The organism is Chryseolinea lacunae (assembly GCF_016735595.1).
Taxonomy (GTDB): domain Bacteria; phylum Bacteroidota; class Bacteroidia; order Cytophagales; family Cyclobacteriaceae; genus Chryseolinea; species Chryseolinea lacunae.
The window spans coordinates 121,161-137,334 of the sequence record NZ_JAERRB010000013.1; the positions used below are offsets into that span (position 1 = coordinate 121,161).

The following is a 16,174-nucleotide window of genomic DNA, read 5'->3' on the forward strand; positions in this document are numbered from 1 at the left end:
TGAAGGGTCCCGGACCAGTACGGGAGTTTTGTCCGATGGTGTAACTGGCAACACGCCTGATTTTGATTCAGGAAAGTCCAGGTTCGAGCCCTGGTCGGACAACGAAATAAAATCCCAATCGATATGGTTGGGATTTTATTTGTTTGATGGTCGCCAAAGGTTGGAGCAACCAGACGGCGACAAACAAGTTTGACTTGAACAAACAAATCTCATGGCGGTAAAGATTTTCAGCGGACGGGCTACAATCTACCTGGCAGAAAAAATTGCCAATGCGTATGGCGAGCCATTGGGTGAAGTGAACTACCAACAGTTCAGTGACGGCGAGATGTCGCCTTTCATTACCGAATCGGTGCGTGGCCACGAGGTCTTCGTCATTCAATCCACCTTCCCCCCTTCCGACAACCTTATGGAACTGCTGCTGATGGTAGACGCCGCAAAACGCGCCAGCGCCTCCAGCATCAACGTGGTGATCCCCTATTTTGGATACGCCCGTCAGGACCGGAAAGACAAGCCGCGTGTAGCCATCGCCGCCAAGCTAATCGCCAACCTCATTTCGGCCGCCGGGGCAACCCGCATCATGGCCTGCGATCTGCACGCCGACCAAATCCAAGGCTTCTTCGACATCCCGGTAGATCACCTGGATGGTTCTTATATTTTTGTGCCCTACCTGAAATCGATCGGGCTGGGCGACATCATGTTTGCGTCGCCCGATGTGGGCGGCATCAAACGCGCACGCAGCTTTGCCAAGTTCTTTGATGCCGAGCTGGCCGTGTGCGACAAGTATCGCAAGGAAGCCAACAAAATCGAATCCATGCGCCTGATCGGCGAAGTGGAAGGCAAAGATGTGGTGTTGGTCGATGACCTCGTGGACACCGCGGGCACCATCTGCAAGGCCGCCATGCTTTTGAAAGAAAAGGGAGCCAAATCGGTTCGCGCCGTGTGCACACACCCGATCCTGTCGGGCAAAGCCTACGAAAATATTGAGACGTCGATGCTGGAAGAACTGGTGGTAAGCGACACGATCCCCCTGAAGCAGACGTCGAGCAAAATAAAAGTGCTTTCGGTATCCACGCTGTATGCAAAGGCGATCCGGAAGATTCACGATAACGAGTCGATCAGTTCACTCTTTATCAAACTCTGATTTTAGTAACATTCGAATTTTCAACTAAACAATTATATTTTATGAAAACCATTGAGATTATAGGGTATAAACGAGCAAATCTCGGTAAGGCTGGCTCACAGAAATTAAGAGACGAAGGTCTTGTTCCCTGTGTGTTGTACGGAGGAAACGAACAAGTTCACTTCTACACGCCCATGGTCCTTTTCCGTGAATTGGTTTACACCAACGAAGCGCACTTTGTTCACCTGAACATCGAAGGCGAAGAAAGCCAGGGCATCTTGCAGGAAGTTCAGTTTCACCCCGTGAGTGAAATCATTCTGCACGCCGATTTCCTCCGCATCAGCGAAGACAGAAAGATCAAAATGAACATCCCTGCCCGTTTGGTAGGCCAGGCTCCTGGCGTATCGAAAGGCGGTACACTGGTTCAAAAAAGATCTTCACTGAAAGTATACGCATTCCCCAAAGACATGCCCGACCACATCGACGTGGACGTTGCTGCATTGGATTTCCACCACGCCATTAAAGTAGGCGACATTAACGTGGAAGGACTTGAGTTCATGGATCCCAAGCAAGCTTCTGTTGCTGTAGTAGAAGTGCCCCGCGCTGCGAAGATGGCCGCTGAAGAAGCTGCCGCTGCGCCTGCCGAAGGTGCCGCTCCGGCTGCCGATGCCAAGAAAGAGGCTCCCAAGAAAGAAGAAGGCAAGAAGTAATTCGCTTGTCATCACAAAAACAGGAAGTCCCCCGGCCAACGTCGGGGGATTTTTTGTTTCTTGTCGGACGAACACAAAGGCAATGACCGGCAACGGCTCATCCTTCACTTTATAAGAACTTATGAAATACCTCATTGCCGGGCTGGGAAACGTTGGTCCGAAATATGAACTGACCCGCCACAACATTGGCTTCCTGGTGTTGGACCAACTGGCCGATGTGAACAAGGCAACCTTCGCCATAGAGCGCCACGCCGAAACGGCAGAATTCCGTCACAAGGGAAAAACCATTCACCTCATCAAGCCCACCACGTTCATGAACCTTAGTGGAAAAGCAGTAGCCTACTGGTTGCAGGAGCTGAAGATTCCCAAAGAGAATTTGTTGGTGGTGATGGACGACATTGCTCTTCCGTTTGGCAGCTTGCGCCTGCGGTCGAAAGGAAGCTCAGCCGGGCACAACGGTTTGAAAAACATCGAACTCCTCCTCAACGGACAAGACTATTCGCGCCTGCGCTTTGGTGTGGGAAGCGATTTTGGCAAAGGCCAGCAAGCCGACTACGTGCTCAGCAATTTCTCGCCCGAGGAATTTAAACACCTCCCCAGCTACATCATAAAAGCCAACGAAATGATTTTGTCGTTCTGCACACAAGGTGTGGAGCGGACGATGAGTCAGTATAATGATTGAAGTGATTTTAAACACAGAGAGAACATGAACCACCAGGTACACGTCGCCATTCAAATTGTTCCCATCTCAAAAGAACACCCCTACCCCATCATCGACAAGGCCATTGAGGCAATCGACGAGGCCGGTGTGGTCTATCGCGTGGGCGCGATGGAAACGGTGATGCAGGGCGACTACGATGCGTTGATGACTGTGGTAAAGAAAGCGCAGGAAGCCTGCTTCGCAGCCGGTGCCGACGAGCTGGTGGTTACCCTGAAAGTGCACGCGCGCAAAAATGGCGACGTGACCTGGGAAGAGAAACTCCATAAATACGAAACGGAGTAGACTAGCCACTCCGTATCATTTTGTATTGCTTCTATGTTTTGATCAGCTCACCACGGCGCCCGGCATCACTACCTCGTTGGGCTGGAGCAACCTGAGTTTGCCATCGGCGTCTTCGGCCATGAGGATCATGCCTTGCGACTCGATGCCCATCATTTTTCGCGGCGCCAGGTTGGCGATGAGCGTTACTTGTTTGCCTACCATTTCTTCGGCCGTATAGTGCAGGGCAATGCCGCTCAGCACCGTGCGCTTATCCACACCGGTGTCTACCAAAAGCTTCAACAGCTTGTTTGACTTCTCCATCTTCTCGGCCGACAGCACCTTGCCCACACGAATGTCGAGCTTGGCAAAGTCGTCGAATGTGATTTCACTTTTCAGGGGCGTTAATTCGGCGACCACGGGGTTCATGAGCTTTTTCTTCGCGTGAAGTTTCTCCAGTTGTTTCTCGATCACGCTGTCTTCAATTTTTTCGAACAGCAGTCCGGAAACTCCCAGCGCGTGGCCTTCGGCGAGCAGGCTGTCGGAGCCCGCGTCTTTCCACAGGCGCGACTGCAGGTTCAGCATCTCGTTGATACGGGCTGCGCTGAACGGCAGGAAAGGCTCGGCCGCAATGGCCAGGTTGGCTACGATTTGCAACGCCACGTGGAGTATGGTTGCCACCCGATCGGGATCGGTCTTGTGCAGTTTCCATGGTTCCGTATCGGCGAGGTATTTGTTTCCCAGGCGGGCAAGGTCCATCAACGCAGCAGTGGCTTCTCGGAATTTGTATAGCTCCAACGCCTGGGCAATGCGCGCGGGTTGCCCCTTCAGCGATTCCAGTGCTGCGATGTCGGCCGGTTGAAGTGTGCCCTTCGCGGGAACTTTGTTGTCAAAATATTTCTGTGTCAACACCAATGCACGGTTCACGAAGTTGCCGAGGATGGCCACCAGCTCGTTGTTGTTACGCGATTGAAAATCTTTCCAGGTAAACTCGCTGTCTTTTGTCTCGGGCAGGTTGGCCAGCAGGCAATAGCGAAGCACATCGGGTTTGCCGGGGAAATCTTCGAGGTATTCATGCATTTCGATAGACCATCCACGGCTGGTCGACATCTTGTCGCCTTCGAGGTTCATGAACTCGTTGGCCGGAACGTTGTCTGGCACAATAAATTCGCCGTGGGCATGCAGCATGATGGGGAAGATGATGCAATGGAACACGATGTTGTCTTTGCCAATGAAGTGCACCAGTTTGGTTTCTTCATCCTGCCAGTATTTTTTCCAATCGTCGGCCTTCACGGTTCCAAAGTCGCGTTGAGGTTGGGCAAACTCCAGCTTGCCGGAACTCACTTCTTCAAAGAACGCGCGCGTGGCAGAGACGTAGCCGATGGGTGCATCGAACCACACATACAACACCTTTCCTTCGGCGTTTGGCAGCGGCACTTTAATGCCCCAATCGAGGTCGCGTGTCATGGCGCGGGGTTGCAGGCCGGCGTCGATCCACGACTTGCACTGGCCAAACACATTGGTCTTCCAGTCTGTGGCGTGGCCTTTCAGGATCCACTCCCGCAGCCAGCCTTCGTAGTTCTCCAGCGGCAGATACCAGTGCTTTGTTTCGCGCAGCACGGGCACGTTGCCGGTGAGGGTAGACCGGGGGTTGATGAGGTCGCGGGGGCTCAGCGAAGAGCCGCATTTCTCGCACTGGTCGCCATAGGCATTGGGATGTCCACACTTGGGGCAGGTGCCCACAATGTAGCGGTCGGCCAGAAAGGCCTTGGCGTCGGCATCGTAGTATTGCTCCGATACTTCCTCGGTAAGCAGCCCCTTATTGAAGAGCGTGAGGAAGATCTCCTGCGAGGTTTTGTGGTGGATGGGCTCGCTGGTTCTGTGATACACGTCGAAGGCTATTCCAAGGGCTTTGAAACAATCGCGCATCTGCACGTGGTATTTGTCGATGATGGCTCTGGGGGTCGTATTTTCCTTTACAGCCTGGTTTGGGATGGCCGTTCCGTGCTCGTCGCTGCCGCAGACGAAAATCACGTCCTTTTCGAGCGACCGGAGATAACGCACATAGACGTCGGCGGGGATGTAGGCACCCGCGAGGTGTCCGATGTGCTTGGGACCGTTGGCATAGGGCAAGGCGGCCGTGACGGTGTGACGTTTGAATGCTTTCATAGAATAACTAAAGACTGCTCCTGGCAGCCTGCAAAGATGATAAGAGAAATGGAGCTAAAAAAATTCCGTGGTCAGACGGGAATCACCGTGACGCGGCCCAACTCCAGCTGCGGCACCGGCGGAAAGATGACATAGAATTCCGTGTAGCCCTCGGGCGTGGTGAGCAATCCCACCTTGCCGCCGATTTTCTCTGTGGCGGTTTTGGTGATGTAGAGGCCGATACCGCCCGTTTCCGATCGCTCCGACGCGCGCGAAAACATCTGGAACAGTTTGCCCGGACTGGATTCGCTGATGCCAATGCCGTTGTCGATGACCCTGGCCCGCACCGCCCCTTCTTCCAACCGGTTGATGTGGATGTTGATGAACGACTGGATGCGTTCAGAGTCGTTGTAGAACTTGATGGCGTTGTCGATCAGGTTTTCCAGCACGATGCGCACCAGTTCCTTGTCGGACTCGATCTCCACATCGCTGTCGATGAAGGTATTGATCTGGAGATCGTGTGGCAGGCCCTTCTTCTTTTCCAGCATGAGTACGTCGTTGACGATGGTGCCGAAATCGATCTTCTCGATGGTGATCTTGGAGTTGTTGATCTGGTTGATGATGACCAGGCGTGTGAGGATGGAGTTGAGACGTTCGGCCGTAGCGTCGAGCTTGCGCAGGTAGTCGAGGGCCACCGGGTCTTTCACGTCCATGAGGGCCACGTTGCACATGCCCTTGAGGCTTGCCAGCGGGCCGCGTATGTCGTGGGAGGTTTTGTAGATGAAGTTGTCCAGTTCGTCGTTCACTTGCTTCAGCGACTGGTTGACGCGGGCAAGGTCGAGAGTTTTCTTGTCCACTTCATTGTCGAGCTGCCGGTTTTTGATTCCAAGCTCCACGTTTTGTTTCTGGATCACTTCCTTTGCTTCCGACAACTTGGCGTTTACACGCTTAATGTTTCGGTTACCAAACTGAAGCACCAGAATGAGCAGCCCGGCCAGCACAGCAATGACCACAACGGCCGCGTTGAGGTCGCGCTGCTGTTTGATGGCCACTTCTTTGGAGGCGATGGTGGCGATGTTTTTACGTTCTTCGAAATCGGACTGGATCTTGGCCATGTTCTTGATGAACGTTTCGCTGATGATGCTGTCCTTCAGTTGAATGTACTTGTCCTGGTAGAACGATGCTTTTTTAAAATCCTCGATCTGATTGTAGAGCTTTGAGAATTGGCCGTATATCCGAATGGTCAGTTCATTAAACCCCAATCCCTTCACGGCAAGCTCTGCCTCTTCCAGAAAAATCCGACCTTCCAGGCTGTCGCGCTTATAGATGGCCATTTCCCCCAACAACAGCAGGTTCTCGCCCTGAAAGCGCTTATTGTCCAGAGCGCGTGCACTTTTCAAAGACTTGTGGATATGTTCTTCGGCCAATTCCAGATTTCTGAGCCGGAAATTGGAAAGACCAAGGCCATACTCTCCCGATGTCTTAATATCGTCGTTGCAATGGTCGCCGCATATTGCGAGTCCTTTGTTGAAGCTCTCCTTGGCTTCTTCGAAACGATTCAACTCCGCATAGCAAAGCCCCATGTTAATGTACAGGATATCGAGGTCGTAGGTGTCGTTGATTTCGTTTTTAAGCTCCAGGGCCTCGTTGAAGTAGCGTAGAGCCTCTTCGTTGTTACTGAACTTAAAATATACAAATCCGATGTTGTTCAGCGTGATGCTGATCTCCGCCTTGTTGCCTTCCTGTTGCCTTATCACAAGGCTCTCAAAGTTGTACTCCAAGGCTTTGTCATATTCGGCCCTCAGCGTGTGGGTGACGGCGAGGCCATTCAGAATTTTTTTGCGCTCTTCCGTCAATCCATTCCGGCGGGCAATGCCCAACACTTTGGTCAGTATGTCGATAGATTCCTGAAGGCGGTCGAGTCTTCTCAGCATTTGACCTTGAAGCCTTGCCGCACGCACGATGCGTGTACTGTCTCCCAGCTTTTCTGCCAAGTGATAGGCTTCATTGGCATACTGCAAAGATTGTTGATAGTTGGTGTCAAAGTATTCATACGACAACTTGATGTTGGCCTCCATCAGTTGATGTTCATCACGTGACGACTGAAGCACACTCAACAGAGAATCTACCACTCGTTTATCCTGTCCCTGAACTGTTGAAAAGAAGGCGGAACCAAAGATTAAGAAGAGACTCAGTTTTGCGGCATTGAAAAAATTATAATACACGAGTGATGTCCAAAATTTTATTTCGAGAATTAGTTGAATTCAGCATGCCAACTTTGAGTCATCAATTTAGCGCTAAAAACTTATTAGAAAAACCTTTTAACTGTCTAAAAACATGAAAAAGATTATTTACATCCTTCTGTTTGCCCTCGTTTCGGCCGCCTCTTTCGTCGCCTGTTCAGAAGAACAAGCAACGACACCCATAGAGATCAAAGCACCGGGAGGTCTTCCATCAGATCCGATGTGAATTTCTCTGGATTCGTTGAGAGACAGCTTTTCCACTCGACCCCATAAACCTACTTAAACCATCAAAGATTAAAACCATGAAAAAATTTATCTACGCCGCACTGGTAATGATCGCCACTGCCATGACAATTTCCGCATGCACTGAAGAAGAAGTAAAGCCCAGCACTGAATTCGGTCCCGGTGGCCTTCCTTCTGATCCCAAAAAACCTTAACAAAAACTACTCCCTATCGAAAAAATATTTTACTCATCTAAAAAAATTACGACTATGAAAAAGTTAATCTATATCGCCCTTGTTGCCATCTCTTCTGCTATGACATTTGTATCGTGCACTGAAGAAGAAGTTAAGCCCAGCACAGAATTTGGTCCCGGTGGTCTTCCTTCCGATCCTAAGACAAACGCTTAATTAACTCACAGACAATTCTCACAAATCGATAAGAACCCTTAATCACCAGCATTATGAAATCAAAAGTAATATTCTTCCTCGCCGGCGCTGCAGTTGTAACTCTGTCATTCACCTTTGCAACGGCTAGCCGCGCACCGAAAGCGATCACTAAAAACACACCTCAGGTTTCGCACAACGAGCCCGTTGGCGGACTGCTTTCAGAAGACAAATTCTAGTCTTCTAAAAAAACAAACAGACACCGCTGCCAACCTGGGCAACGGTGTCTGTTGTTTGCTTCTCTCAATTCGTTCCTCCCCGTTGGCGCGTGTGAAACGCGCAACAAAGTGCCACTGTTTCCTTTCAAAAGCTTGCCATCCCGGCAGCCCGGGATGCCATCCCTGATTACAGGTAGGCCTCACGTTTTCAGATTTGTTGAAGTTTCAGCTTTTCCATAGCCGGGTATCAATGCTCTCATTTCGCTTGAAACCCCTGGTTACCTTTCAAAAATCACCCTTTAAAGCGCCTGGATTCGGTGGTTAAACAGTTATTAAGGGCGCCGGATTGACATCAGTGGTAAGCCTTTCGTAATCTTTCAATGTCTTAGGGGTGTAATGCCATTCACATAAAGTAACACTTTAAGGTGCTTTTATGTGAAATTCGTCTAAAACCTTACATCAAAAAACGACCTCTTTTTGGGATTTTTCCTTGTAGGCCACCCGTGGTTTCAGCTGCAATTGCTGGAACATTTCCTGGTCTTTTATGTAGCCCGGGTTCGGCGTTGTGAGCAGCTTGTCGCCCGCAAAAATGCTGTTTGCGCCCGCCATAAAACACAATGCCTGCTCCTCCAACGTCATGCGCACACGCCCGGCCGAAAGGCGCACCATGGCTTTGGGCATGATTATGCGGGCCGTGGCAATCATGCGCACCATTTCCCATACCGACACTTTTGGTTGATCTTCTAACGGGGTGCCTTCCACGGGCACCAATGCGTTCACCGGCACCGATTCGGGGTGCTCGGGCAGTGTGGACAGCACCAGCAGCATGCCGATGCGGTCGTCTTCGTGTTCGCCCATCCCGATGATGCCGCCGGAGCAAACCGAAATTTTGGCCTTCCGCACGCTCTCCAGCGTATCCAGGCGGTCGCCGTAGGTGCGTGTAGTGATGATGTCGCCATAATATTCTTCGCTCGTGTCGAGGTTGTGGTTGTAGGCGTAGAGGCCGGCGTCTTTCAGTTTCTGCGCCTGTTCGGGGCTGAGCATGCCCAGGGTGCAGCATACTTCCATGCCCAGGGTGCTCACACCTTTCACCATCTCAATCACTTTGTCGAAGTCGCGGTTGTCGCGCACTTCGCGCCAGGCGGCGCCCATACAAAACCGGGTGCTGCCTGATTCTTTTGCTTCCACGGCTTTTTGCAATACTTCGCCTACTTCCATGAGCTTCTCCACTTTCACCTGGGTGTGGTAGCGGGCAGCCTGCGGGCAATAAGAGCAGTCTTCCGGACATCCTCCCGTTTTCACCGAGAGCAAGGTGCACACCTGCACTTCGTTGGGATCGTGAAATTCGCGGTGCACGGTGGCGGCCTCGTAGATAAGGCTCATTACGGGCTTGTTGTAGATGGCGCCAATTTCCTCGCGGGTCCAGTTATTACGAATCGTTGTCATGTGTTTATCGCGGTTCTGTTTACGTTGCTTCTTGTTATTGAATTTTCATTTCGAACGGCATGCGGGCCTGTGTGCCCTGATAGGAGCGCACATGCTGCCATTGCTGATAGATATAGTATTGTGCGCCCAATTGTTCTTTGAGGGCCTCGGTTTCGCCATCCTCTTCGATCTGGTTCACGATCTGTTCGAACACGGAAGGTTTATATTGTGGATAGATCTTCACTTTGAAGTCGTCTTTCACACCGGCAGCTGCAGCAGCGATGTTGACGGCGTCTTCAAAATTCCCGATCACGTCAACCAGGCCGCGTTCTTTGGCCTGGGTGCCGGTCCATACGCGACCCGACGCTACTTTTTTGATGTTTTCAACCGACATCTTCCGGCCTTCGGCAGCCTTGGCGGTGAAGGTGTCGTAAACCTCTTCGGTGCGCTTCTGCCAGATGTTTTTCTCCAACTCCGAAAGGGGGCGGTTCACGGTGATAAGTTGACCGACTTCGCCGGTCTTCACTTCTTCGGACGTGATGCCGATTTTGTTGTTCAGGAATCCGCTGGCGTCATACAAGACGCTGAAGACGCCTATCGATCCCGTGATGGTGTGGGGCTGGGCCACGATGGTGTCGCATCCCATGGCCATATAGTATCCGCCTGACGCCGCATAGTCGGACATCGATGCGATGACCGGCTTCACTTTTGTGGTCAGGGAGATTTCGCGCCACATGGCATCGGAGGCCAGGGCACTTCCTCCGGGCGAGTTGATGCGCAGCACAATGGCTTTCACTTTGTCGTTCTCGCGGGCCTTGCGCAGCTCTTCGTTGAACGACTCCGATCCGATCACTTCCTGCCCGGGACTTGCCTTGCCGGAATAGATCGCACCCTCGGCCACAATCACGGCCACTTCATTTTTGGATTCTGAATAGGTTGAGAATGTTTTTTCGTAGCGGCTGAACTTCACGTAGCCGATTTTCTTTTCGCTTGCCAGATCGAGGCGGTGACGGATTTCGTCCTGCACCTGGTCGTCATAGAGCAGGGAGTCTACCAGTTTGTATTGCTGTGCCTGTTCGGCGTTGCGCACCAGCATTTTGTCTGAGATTTCCCGGAGGTTGGCTTTGGGAATGTTGCGCGCTTCCGACACACGGGTGAGCACCTGGTCGTAGATCGAGTTGATCATCTCCGTTAGCTGCAGGCGATTGGCGTCGCTCATTTTTTCGAGGATGAAGGGCTCGACTGCGCTTTTAAATTCGCCTACACGAAACACTTCCGGTTTGATTTCCAGTTTATCGAAGAGCCGCTTGAAAAAGGTGATGTCGACGGCCAGACCGTTGAACTCCACTTCGCCCTGCGGATTGAGGTATACTTTGTCGGCTGCTGTGGCCAGGTAGTAGGCCGACTCCGACATGCCTTCGCTATAGACCACTACCCATTTGCCGTCTGCTCTGAAATCGAGCAGGGCTTGCCGCACTTCTTCGATCACGGTGTAGCCCATCATGGGTTGTGTGACGGTGAGGTAGATGCCTTTTATTTTTGAATCGTCTTTCGCGTGTGCAATGGCCTGGCGAAGTTGCGCCAGCCCGATGGGGCGATTGCCGCGACCACCGATGAAGGGAATGCCTGAGAACGGTTCTTCTTTTTCGGTCTCGATGATGGGCACATCCATATCGAGCTTCAGAACAGAATTTTCCGTTAGCTCCACCGGTTCGCTTCCCCCTGCCGACAGTATGGAAAAGAACACCACAAGGCACACCACGAAAAGAATCATGGCCACCAGGGCGCCGAGACACGATGACATAAAACTTTTAAAGAAACTCATACATGACATTTTTTAAGTTTTCAAAAGTACATAATACTGCTCCGAATAAAAAAGTATGTTTGCAGCTGCTAGCCCTATGAACAACGCCGTTTTTCTTTTGCTGGGAACCAACCTTGGAAGTCGTCGCGACAACCTGAACGCCGCCGTGCGCGCCATTGAAAACGAAATTGGAAAAATTGTGCGCGCTTCGTCGGTATATGAAACAGCGGCGTGGGGAAAAACCGATCAACCGTCGTTCTACAATCAGGTATTGGAAATCGAAACCGCACTGCTGTCAACAGCATTGATGACAGCGTTGCTGGCGGTGGAAACTCAGCTGGGCCGCGAGCGTCACGAACGGTGGGGCGAGCGTATCATTGATGTTGACATGTTGTACTACGGGCAAGAAATCGTTTCCACCCAACGGCTCACGTTGCCCCACCCCCAACTGCAAAACCGTCGCTTCACGTTGGTGCCCCTTTGTGAAATTGCTCCGGAGTTTGTGCATCCCGTGTTTCAAAAAACAAACCGCGAGCTGCTGGACAAATGTCCAGACCAACTCGCGGTGAATATTGTTCAATCCTGATTCAAACCATCACAGCGGACTGTCGCTGCGGGTCGGCATTAAAGGCTCATGCCTTCTGCTTCGGGAGCAATCTTTTTCACTAATCCTTGCAACACTTTTCCGGGACCGCATTCGATAAACGTTTTCGCGCCGTCTTTCACCATGTGCTGCACCGACTGTGTCCAGCGCACGGGGCTGGTGAGCTGTGCAATCAGGTTCTTTTTGATTTCCGTTACATCGGTGGAGGGCAGGCCGTTCACGTTTTGATATACCGGGCAAATGGGTTTTCCAAAGGAGGTGTTTTCAATGGCCGCTGCCAGTTCTTCGCGTGCAGGTTCCATGAGGGGTGAGTGAAATGCGCCGCCCACTTGCAGCAGCAAGGCACGTTTAGCACCCGCCGCTTTCAATTTCTCGCAGGCTATGTTCACGCCATTGATGGTTCCGGAAATCACCAGTTGCCCGGGACAGTTATAGTTTGCTGCCACCACCACGTCGTCGATGGATGCGCAGATGTCTTCCACCACCTTGTCGTCGAGGCCGATGATGGCTGCCATGGTAGAGGGATTTATTTCGCAGGCCCGTTGCATGGCCAGGGCGCGTTTCGACACCAGCTTCACGCCGTCGGCAAACGACAACGTTTTGTTGGCTACCAACGCCGAGAACTCGCCAAGCGAATGTCCGGCCACCATGTCGGGAGCAAACGAGTCGTTGACAAGGGCCACCGCTACAGAGTGCAAAAAGATGGCAGGTTGCGTCACTTTGGTTTGCTTCTGTTCGTCGGCGGTGCCGCTGAACATCACGTCGGTGAGTTTGAATCCGAGCAGTGCGTCGGCTTCGTCAAAGAGGGCTTTGGCCTTGGCACTTGCCTCGTAGAGGTCTTTGCCCATGCCGGTAAATTGGGCTCCTTGTCCCGGAAAAACGTATGCTTTCATTTGCTAGTCGGTTGTCATTTACCCGGGCAAAAGTAGTAAAAAGTTGAAATGTACAATCCCGCCGGGATAGACGAGGATTGAGGGAATGCTGGAATTGCTAAGTGTTTAAGGAAATTAAGGACGGGTGCCTACCGTATAAGGTGCACCCATCCTTTGAAGTTTTGGATCTGATCCTGAGGATCGACCGTTAGGAATTTCACCTTCGCCACATAATAATATACGCCTGTGGCTAGTTCTTTGCCGCCGGCATCTTTACCGTTCCAGTCGATGTAGATCGATGCGGTATTATCGCCAATGCTGCTGTCGTAGGTATATACTTCCTGACCCCAGCGGTTAAATACTTTGAACTCTACCTGCTCCACAAAGCGGGCGCACTTCAGTTTCAGTTCGTCGGGTATGGGGCAGCCGCCCTCTTCACCACAGGGTATGTTGCGCGTGCTGAAAGCGCTAAACGTTTCATTGTATTTGTCGCCATTGGGTGTGAACACGTTGGGGAGCTCATAGTAGGGGCAGTTGTCTATGCACATCTCCTCGCTAAGTTCACCTTCGTTGCCCGACCGGTCTACCGCTGCGATCTTATAACATCGGGCAAACGATCGAAGATTTTTCGTGTCGGTGTAGGTCGTGTCTTTTGTGTTTGCCAGCAGGGTATATTCTCCGCCACGTTTGTTGGTATAATAGATATTGTAGGACCGCACGTCGTTTCGACAATCGGAGTCCTCCGGCCGGTTCCAGATCAACGTGTTGCTGAAGGTGTTCCGGTCACAGAACTGCTGAAAGTAGTCGTCGCAGTCTTTGTATTCAACTGTGCTACGGATGGGTGGCTCCAGTTTGCAGGGTGGAATGGTGTCGCCCGGTTGGGCACACATGATTTGCGAAAAGTTCAACAGCGGTTGCGCTATTTTTGGATTGCCGTATCCTCCGCGTGTCATCACCCGGTAGCAATAGACGTCGTTGTCGTTCAACCCCTTACCGTCCCACTGGCCCTGGTCGAGGTAGATGAAGCCGGAGTTCAGCACGTCCACGCTGTCAATCAGCACGAGGTCGGCTTCCGTTGCACCTTCCGGGCCACGATAGATCAAGTGTTTATTGGGAACCGTTTGAATTTGATTGGACCACGGAACGAAGGCGCTCCAGTTCAATTCTATTTTCTTCACTTGCGACTTAGCATCCAGCCGCACCGACGATGCGTGTGCCGAGCTGCCCACGAGGCCACCGTTGGATGCATAACACGTAACGCCATAGTTGTAGACATTCTCCTCGGTGTTTATTGGCGTGTCTACAATCGTAGTGTCGGAGAATCCCACGGGGCTTATCTTCACTGAATCGGTGCCACGTCCGCTGGCAAAACCCACGGTGCGATAAACATCGTAGCGATAGGGCGGTGGGAATTGTGTTTTGTCTACTTCAAAGGGTGATCTCCAACTGATCCGGTTCTGACCGGTGGTCATGTCTGTTTTCTCCACCGTCACGTGGGTGATGATGGGCACATTGGCTTTGATTGGTCCCACGCACGTGTCCAACGACACATAGCTTTCGCCACCTTTTGGCAAGGGGAACACGGCCACCAGGCGATAACAATATTTCGCGCCGGGTGCCAATCCTTTGCCATTGTTTGTGTCTCTGTATTTGGTGATGGGTACGTTGTTGGCATCTTTGATGTCAACAACGTCAATGAGTTCGTAACCCAGGTAGTCGGGCATGCCGGTCTGGCAATTGTCGGGCACAAATGGATTGCCATCTACTTTACGCCATACCTGCATTTTCTCGGCGTTCTGACAGAAGTAAGGCGCCCACTCCAGGTCGGTTGTTCGGTTTGAAAGATTCAGGGTTGCATTGGTCCAGTCGGGTGCAGGGCCAACCACTTTGACGAGCCAGGTCTTGAAGGTCACAAGGCGTGGCCCTTCTTTCGGTTTGTCGGTGACCTTGAATACCACCTGGTAGGGTTGGTCTTTCACGTGTATGCATTCCGTTTGCCATTCGAATTTTGTTTCGGCGGGAGGAACGGAAGGCACAAAGTCGTTGACGCCCGGCACGGGTGTATACTTCGCCGGCGACAGGGCCGGGGGAAAGTTGAAGATTTCGGAGAAGGCTTCAATCTTCACGGGGTCCTTGTCGGGGTCTGTGCCATAGATGGTTGCCTTCAGCACGGTTCCGGCTACTACGCACGTATCCTTTGGTACAATAAGATCAGGTCGTTGATTTTTGCAATCGTCTACCAGTATTTGCATGTCGCGGCGCACATAGCCCATGGGGAACCACTCTGTCCCCTTCTTTCGCCACTCAATGATGTGGAAGGCGATGTTATACTCGCCTACCGCGCCCGGCGAATCCCACGTGATGGTGCCGCTGATGGGATTGATAGAAAAGGTGGGCGGGCCGTTGCCATTTTCGTTGGCGTTTCCAAAATTGTTATAGAATTTAGGATCGTTGGGATTTTTGTAGTTGATAACCTGTGTTTTGCGATCGCTGAAAGGCACTTCCATCGAATAGGAAAGGCTATCGCCATCGGGATCGAACGCACCGGGGTTGTGTGTCCACGCTACACCGGGACAGGCATGGTCGATGGGCGGAACCAGTAGTTTGGGGGTGTTATTACAGCCCAGGAAGGGATCGACCGTTACCACAGTTTCCAGATAGAACGTGGTGTTGACCGAGGCATCCATGTTGAGCACGCCTTCGTTGCGATTGGGTTCGCGGTAGCTGATGACATAGGTGCCAAAGCCCGAATAGGTATGCGAGATGGTGAACGACGCGGTGGCTACACTGCCGTCGGGATCCAGGTCAGGGCGAAGTGTGTTGGGCGTTTCGGGCACAAACACAGATTTGCTGCCGTCGCCAAAGTTCAGCACATCCTGATCGCCGCCAAAAAGGACGGTTGTATTTTTTGTGTTGGTGTAGACGGTGATGGTGATGATAAACGTTAAACTATTGCAGTTCACGCGGGTGGCGGTGATTTCACCCGCCCGAAGGTGGGTGGCCTGGCTCCTGAAAACAATAGCCATCATCAGCATCCCAGCGATGATTGCGACCTTGCCCAATTTGCTTGCTGAAGCGGTAAAGTTCATGCCTGTATCGAAAATCTTTTTTGTATTCAACATCCACGCCCACATAAGGGTTACAATATAGGACCTTGTTGCTGATCTTTAAAATTATCAATTAAGGTAACGCATAACCGTTGAAATTAGTCCTTGAACGGGCAAATTCTTTTCCAACGGGTTAAAGCGCTACCCTCCACCCTTCCAAACGAACGCCTAACCGATCCCGAAATCCAGACCAGGATGCACCGCACCGCATTATGTTCCTGGCCTGCAACGACCGATACCCCCCATTCAGCCTCCAACCTAGATCAAAAAATACTTCCGGCAAGCAACACCCCGGACAGCGTATCACCCGGCAAACGTGACGCCGCCATCGTCGGGAGC

The 16,174-nt window shown here is 51.8% G+C and carries 15 protein-coding genes and 1 tRNA gene; 10 read left to right on the forward strand and 6 right to left on the reverse strand.

Annotation, left to right across the window (positions count from 1 at the left end; genetic code table 11):
* Positions 1–29 precede the first annotated feature (29 nt).
* From JI741_RS27080 to JI741_RS27100, 5 genes are all read left to right on the forward strand, one after another.
* Positions 30–102 (forward strand) — tRNA-Gln (locus JI741_RS27080).
* Between the two features lie 109 nt (positions 103–211).
* Positions 212–1,141: a ribose-phosphate pyrophosphokinase gene (locus JI741_RS27085; RefSeq protein ID WP_202014964.1), complete on the forward strand. Its 930-nt coding sequence runs from the start codon at positions 212–214 to the stop codon at positions 1,139–1,141.
* Positions 1,142–1,182: 41 nt separating this feature from the next.
* Positions 1,183–1,830 carry a 50S ribosomal protein L25/general stress protein Ctc gene (locus tag JI741_RS27090; RefSeq protein WP_202014965.1) on the forward strand — a complete coding sequence of 216 codons (648 nt, stop codon included), beginning with the start codon at positions 1,183–1,185 and terminating at the stop codon, positions 1,828–1,830.
* 121 nt (positions 1,831–1,951) lie between these two features.
* Positions 1,952–2,512 (forward strand): aminoacyl-tRNA hydrolase, encoded by a 561-nt coding sequence (pth, locus tag JI741_RS27095; RefSeq protein ID WP_202014967.1) that lies wholly within the window; start codon positions 1,952–1,954, stop codon positions 2,510–2,512.
* Between the two features lie 24 nt (positions 2,513–2,536).
* On the forward strand, positions 2,537–2,833 hold the full coding sequence (locus JI741_RS27100) for a thiamine-binding protein (RefSeq protein ID WP_202014969.1): 297 nt from the start codon (positions 2,537–2,539) through the stop codon (positions 2,831–2,833).
* A 42-nt stretch (positions 2,834–2,875) separates the two neighbouring features.
* Here the strand turns inward: JI741_RS27100 and metG are convergent, their stop codons facing one another.
* Positions 2,876–4,978, reverse strand: a complete 2,103-nt coding sequence (gene metG, locus JI741_RS27105; protein ID WP_202014978.1) for a methionine--tRNA ligase — start codon at positions 4,976–4,978, stop codon at positions 2,876–2,878.
* Positions 4,979–5,049: 71 nt separating this feature from the next.
* A complete protein-coding gene (locus JI741_RS27110; protein WP_202014979.1) occupies positions 5,050–7,089 on the reverse strand; it encodes an ATP-binding protein in 2,040 nt (679 codons plus the stop codon).
* 205 nt (positions 7,090–7,294) lie between these two features.
* On the opposite strand from JI741_RS27110, the gene JI741_RS32900 reads away from it, so the two are divergent.
* The 4 genes from JI741_RS32900 to JI741_RS27120 all read left to right on the forward strand — a co-directional run bounded on the left by JI741_RS32900 (position 7,295) and on the right by JI741_RS27120 (position 8,044).
* Positions 7,295–7,426: a hypothetical protein gene (locus JI741_RS32900; protein WP_255534595.1), complete on the forward strand. Its 132-nt coding sequence runs from the start codon at positions 7,295–7,297 to the stop codon at positions 7,424–7,426.
* A 76-nt stretch (positions 7,427–7,502) separates the two neighbouring features.
* Positions 7,503–7,637 carry a hypothetical protein gene (locus tag JI741_RS32905; RefSeq protein ID WP_255534596.1) on the forward strand — a complete coding sequence of 45 codons (135 nt, stop codon included), beginning with the start codon at positions 7,503–7,505 and terminating at the stop codon, positions 7,635–7,637.
* A gap of 54 nt (positions 7,638–7,691) precedes the next feature.
* Positions 7,692–7,829, forward strand: a complete 138-nt coding sequence (locus JI741_RS27115) for a hypothetical protein (RefSeq protein WP_202014981.1) — start codon at positions 7,692–7,694, stop codon at positions 7,827–7,829.
* A 53-nt stretch (positions 7,830–7,882) separates the two neighbouring features.
* The gene (locus tag JI741_RS27120; RefSeq protein ID WP_202014984.1) at positions 7,883–8,044 is read left to right on the forward strand and encodes a hypothetical protein; all 162 of its coding nucleotides are present in this window, start codon (positions 7,883–7,885) and stop codon (positions 8,042–8,044) included.
* 438 nt (positions 8,045–8,482) lie between these two features.
* Here JI741_RS27120 and bioB read toward each other — a convergent pair whose 3' ends face one another.
* Both bioB and sppA read right to left on the reverse strand, forming a co-directional pair.
* A complete protein-coding gene (gene bioB / locus JI741_RS27125; RefSeq protein ID WP_202014986.1) occupies positions 8,483–9,469 on the reverse strand; it encodes a biotin synthase BioB in 987 nt (328 codons plus the stop codon).
* A 34-nt stretch (positions 9,470–9,503) separates the two neighbouring features.
* Positions 9,504–11,273: a signal peptide peptidase SppA gene (sppA, locus tag JI741_RS27130; RefSeq protein WP_202014988.1), complete on the reverse strand. Its 1,770-nt coding sequence runs from the start codon at positions 11,271–11,273 to the stop codon at positions 9,504–9,506.
* A 76-nt stretch (positions 11,274–11,349) separates the two neighbouring features.
* Between sppA and folK the strand changes: the two genes are divergently transcribed.
* Positions 11,350–11,838: a 2-amino-4-hydroxy-6-hydroxymethyldihydropteridine diphosphokinase gene (gene folK, locus JI741_RS27135; RefSeq protein ID WP_202014990.1), complete on the forward strand. Its 489-nt coding sequence runs from the start codon at positions 11,350–11,352 to the stop codon at positions 11,836–11,838.
* Positions 11,839–11,876: 38 nt separating this feature from the next.
* Here the strand turns inward: folK and fabD are convergent, their stop codons facing one another.
* Complete coding sequence (gene fabD, locus JI741_RS27140) at positions 11,877–12,749, reverse strand: ACP S-malonyltransferase (protein ID WP_202014992.1); 873 nt, start codon at positions 12,747–12,749, stop codon at positions 11,877–11,879.
* 128 nt (positions 12,750–12,877) lie between these two features.
* Positions 12,878–15,757: a T9SS type B sorting domain-containing protein gene (locus JI741_RS27145; RefSeq protein ID WP_202014994.1), complete on the reverse strand. Its 2,880-nt coding sequence runs from the start codon at positions 15,755–15,757 to the stop codon at positions 12,878–12,880.
* Positions 15,758–16,174: the final 417 nt, after the last annotated feature.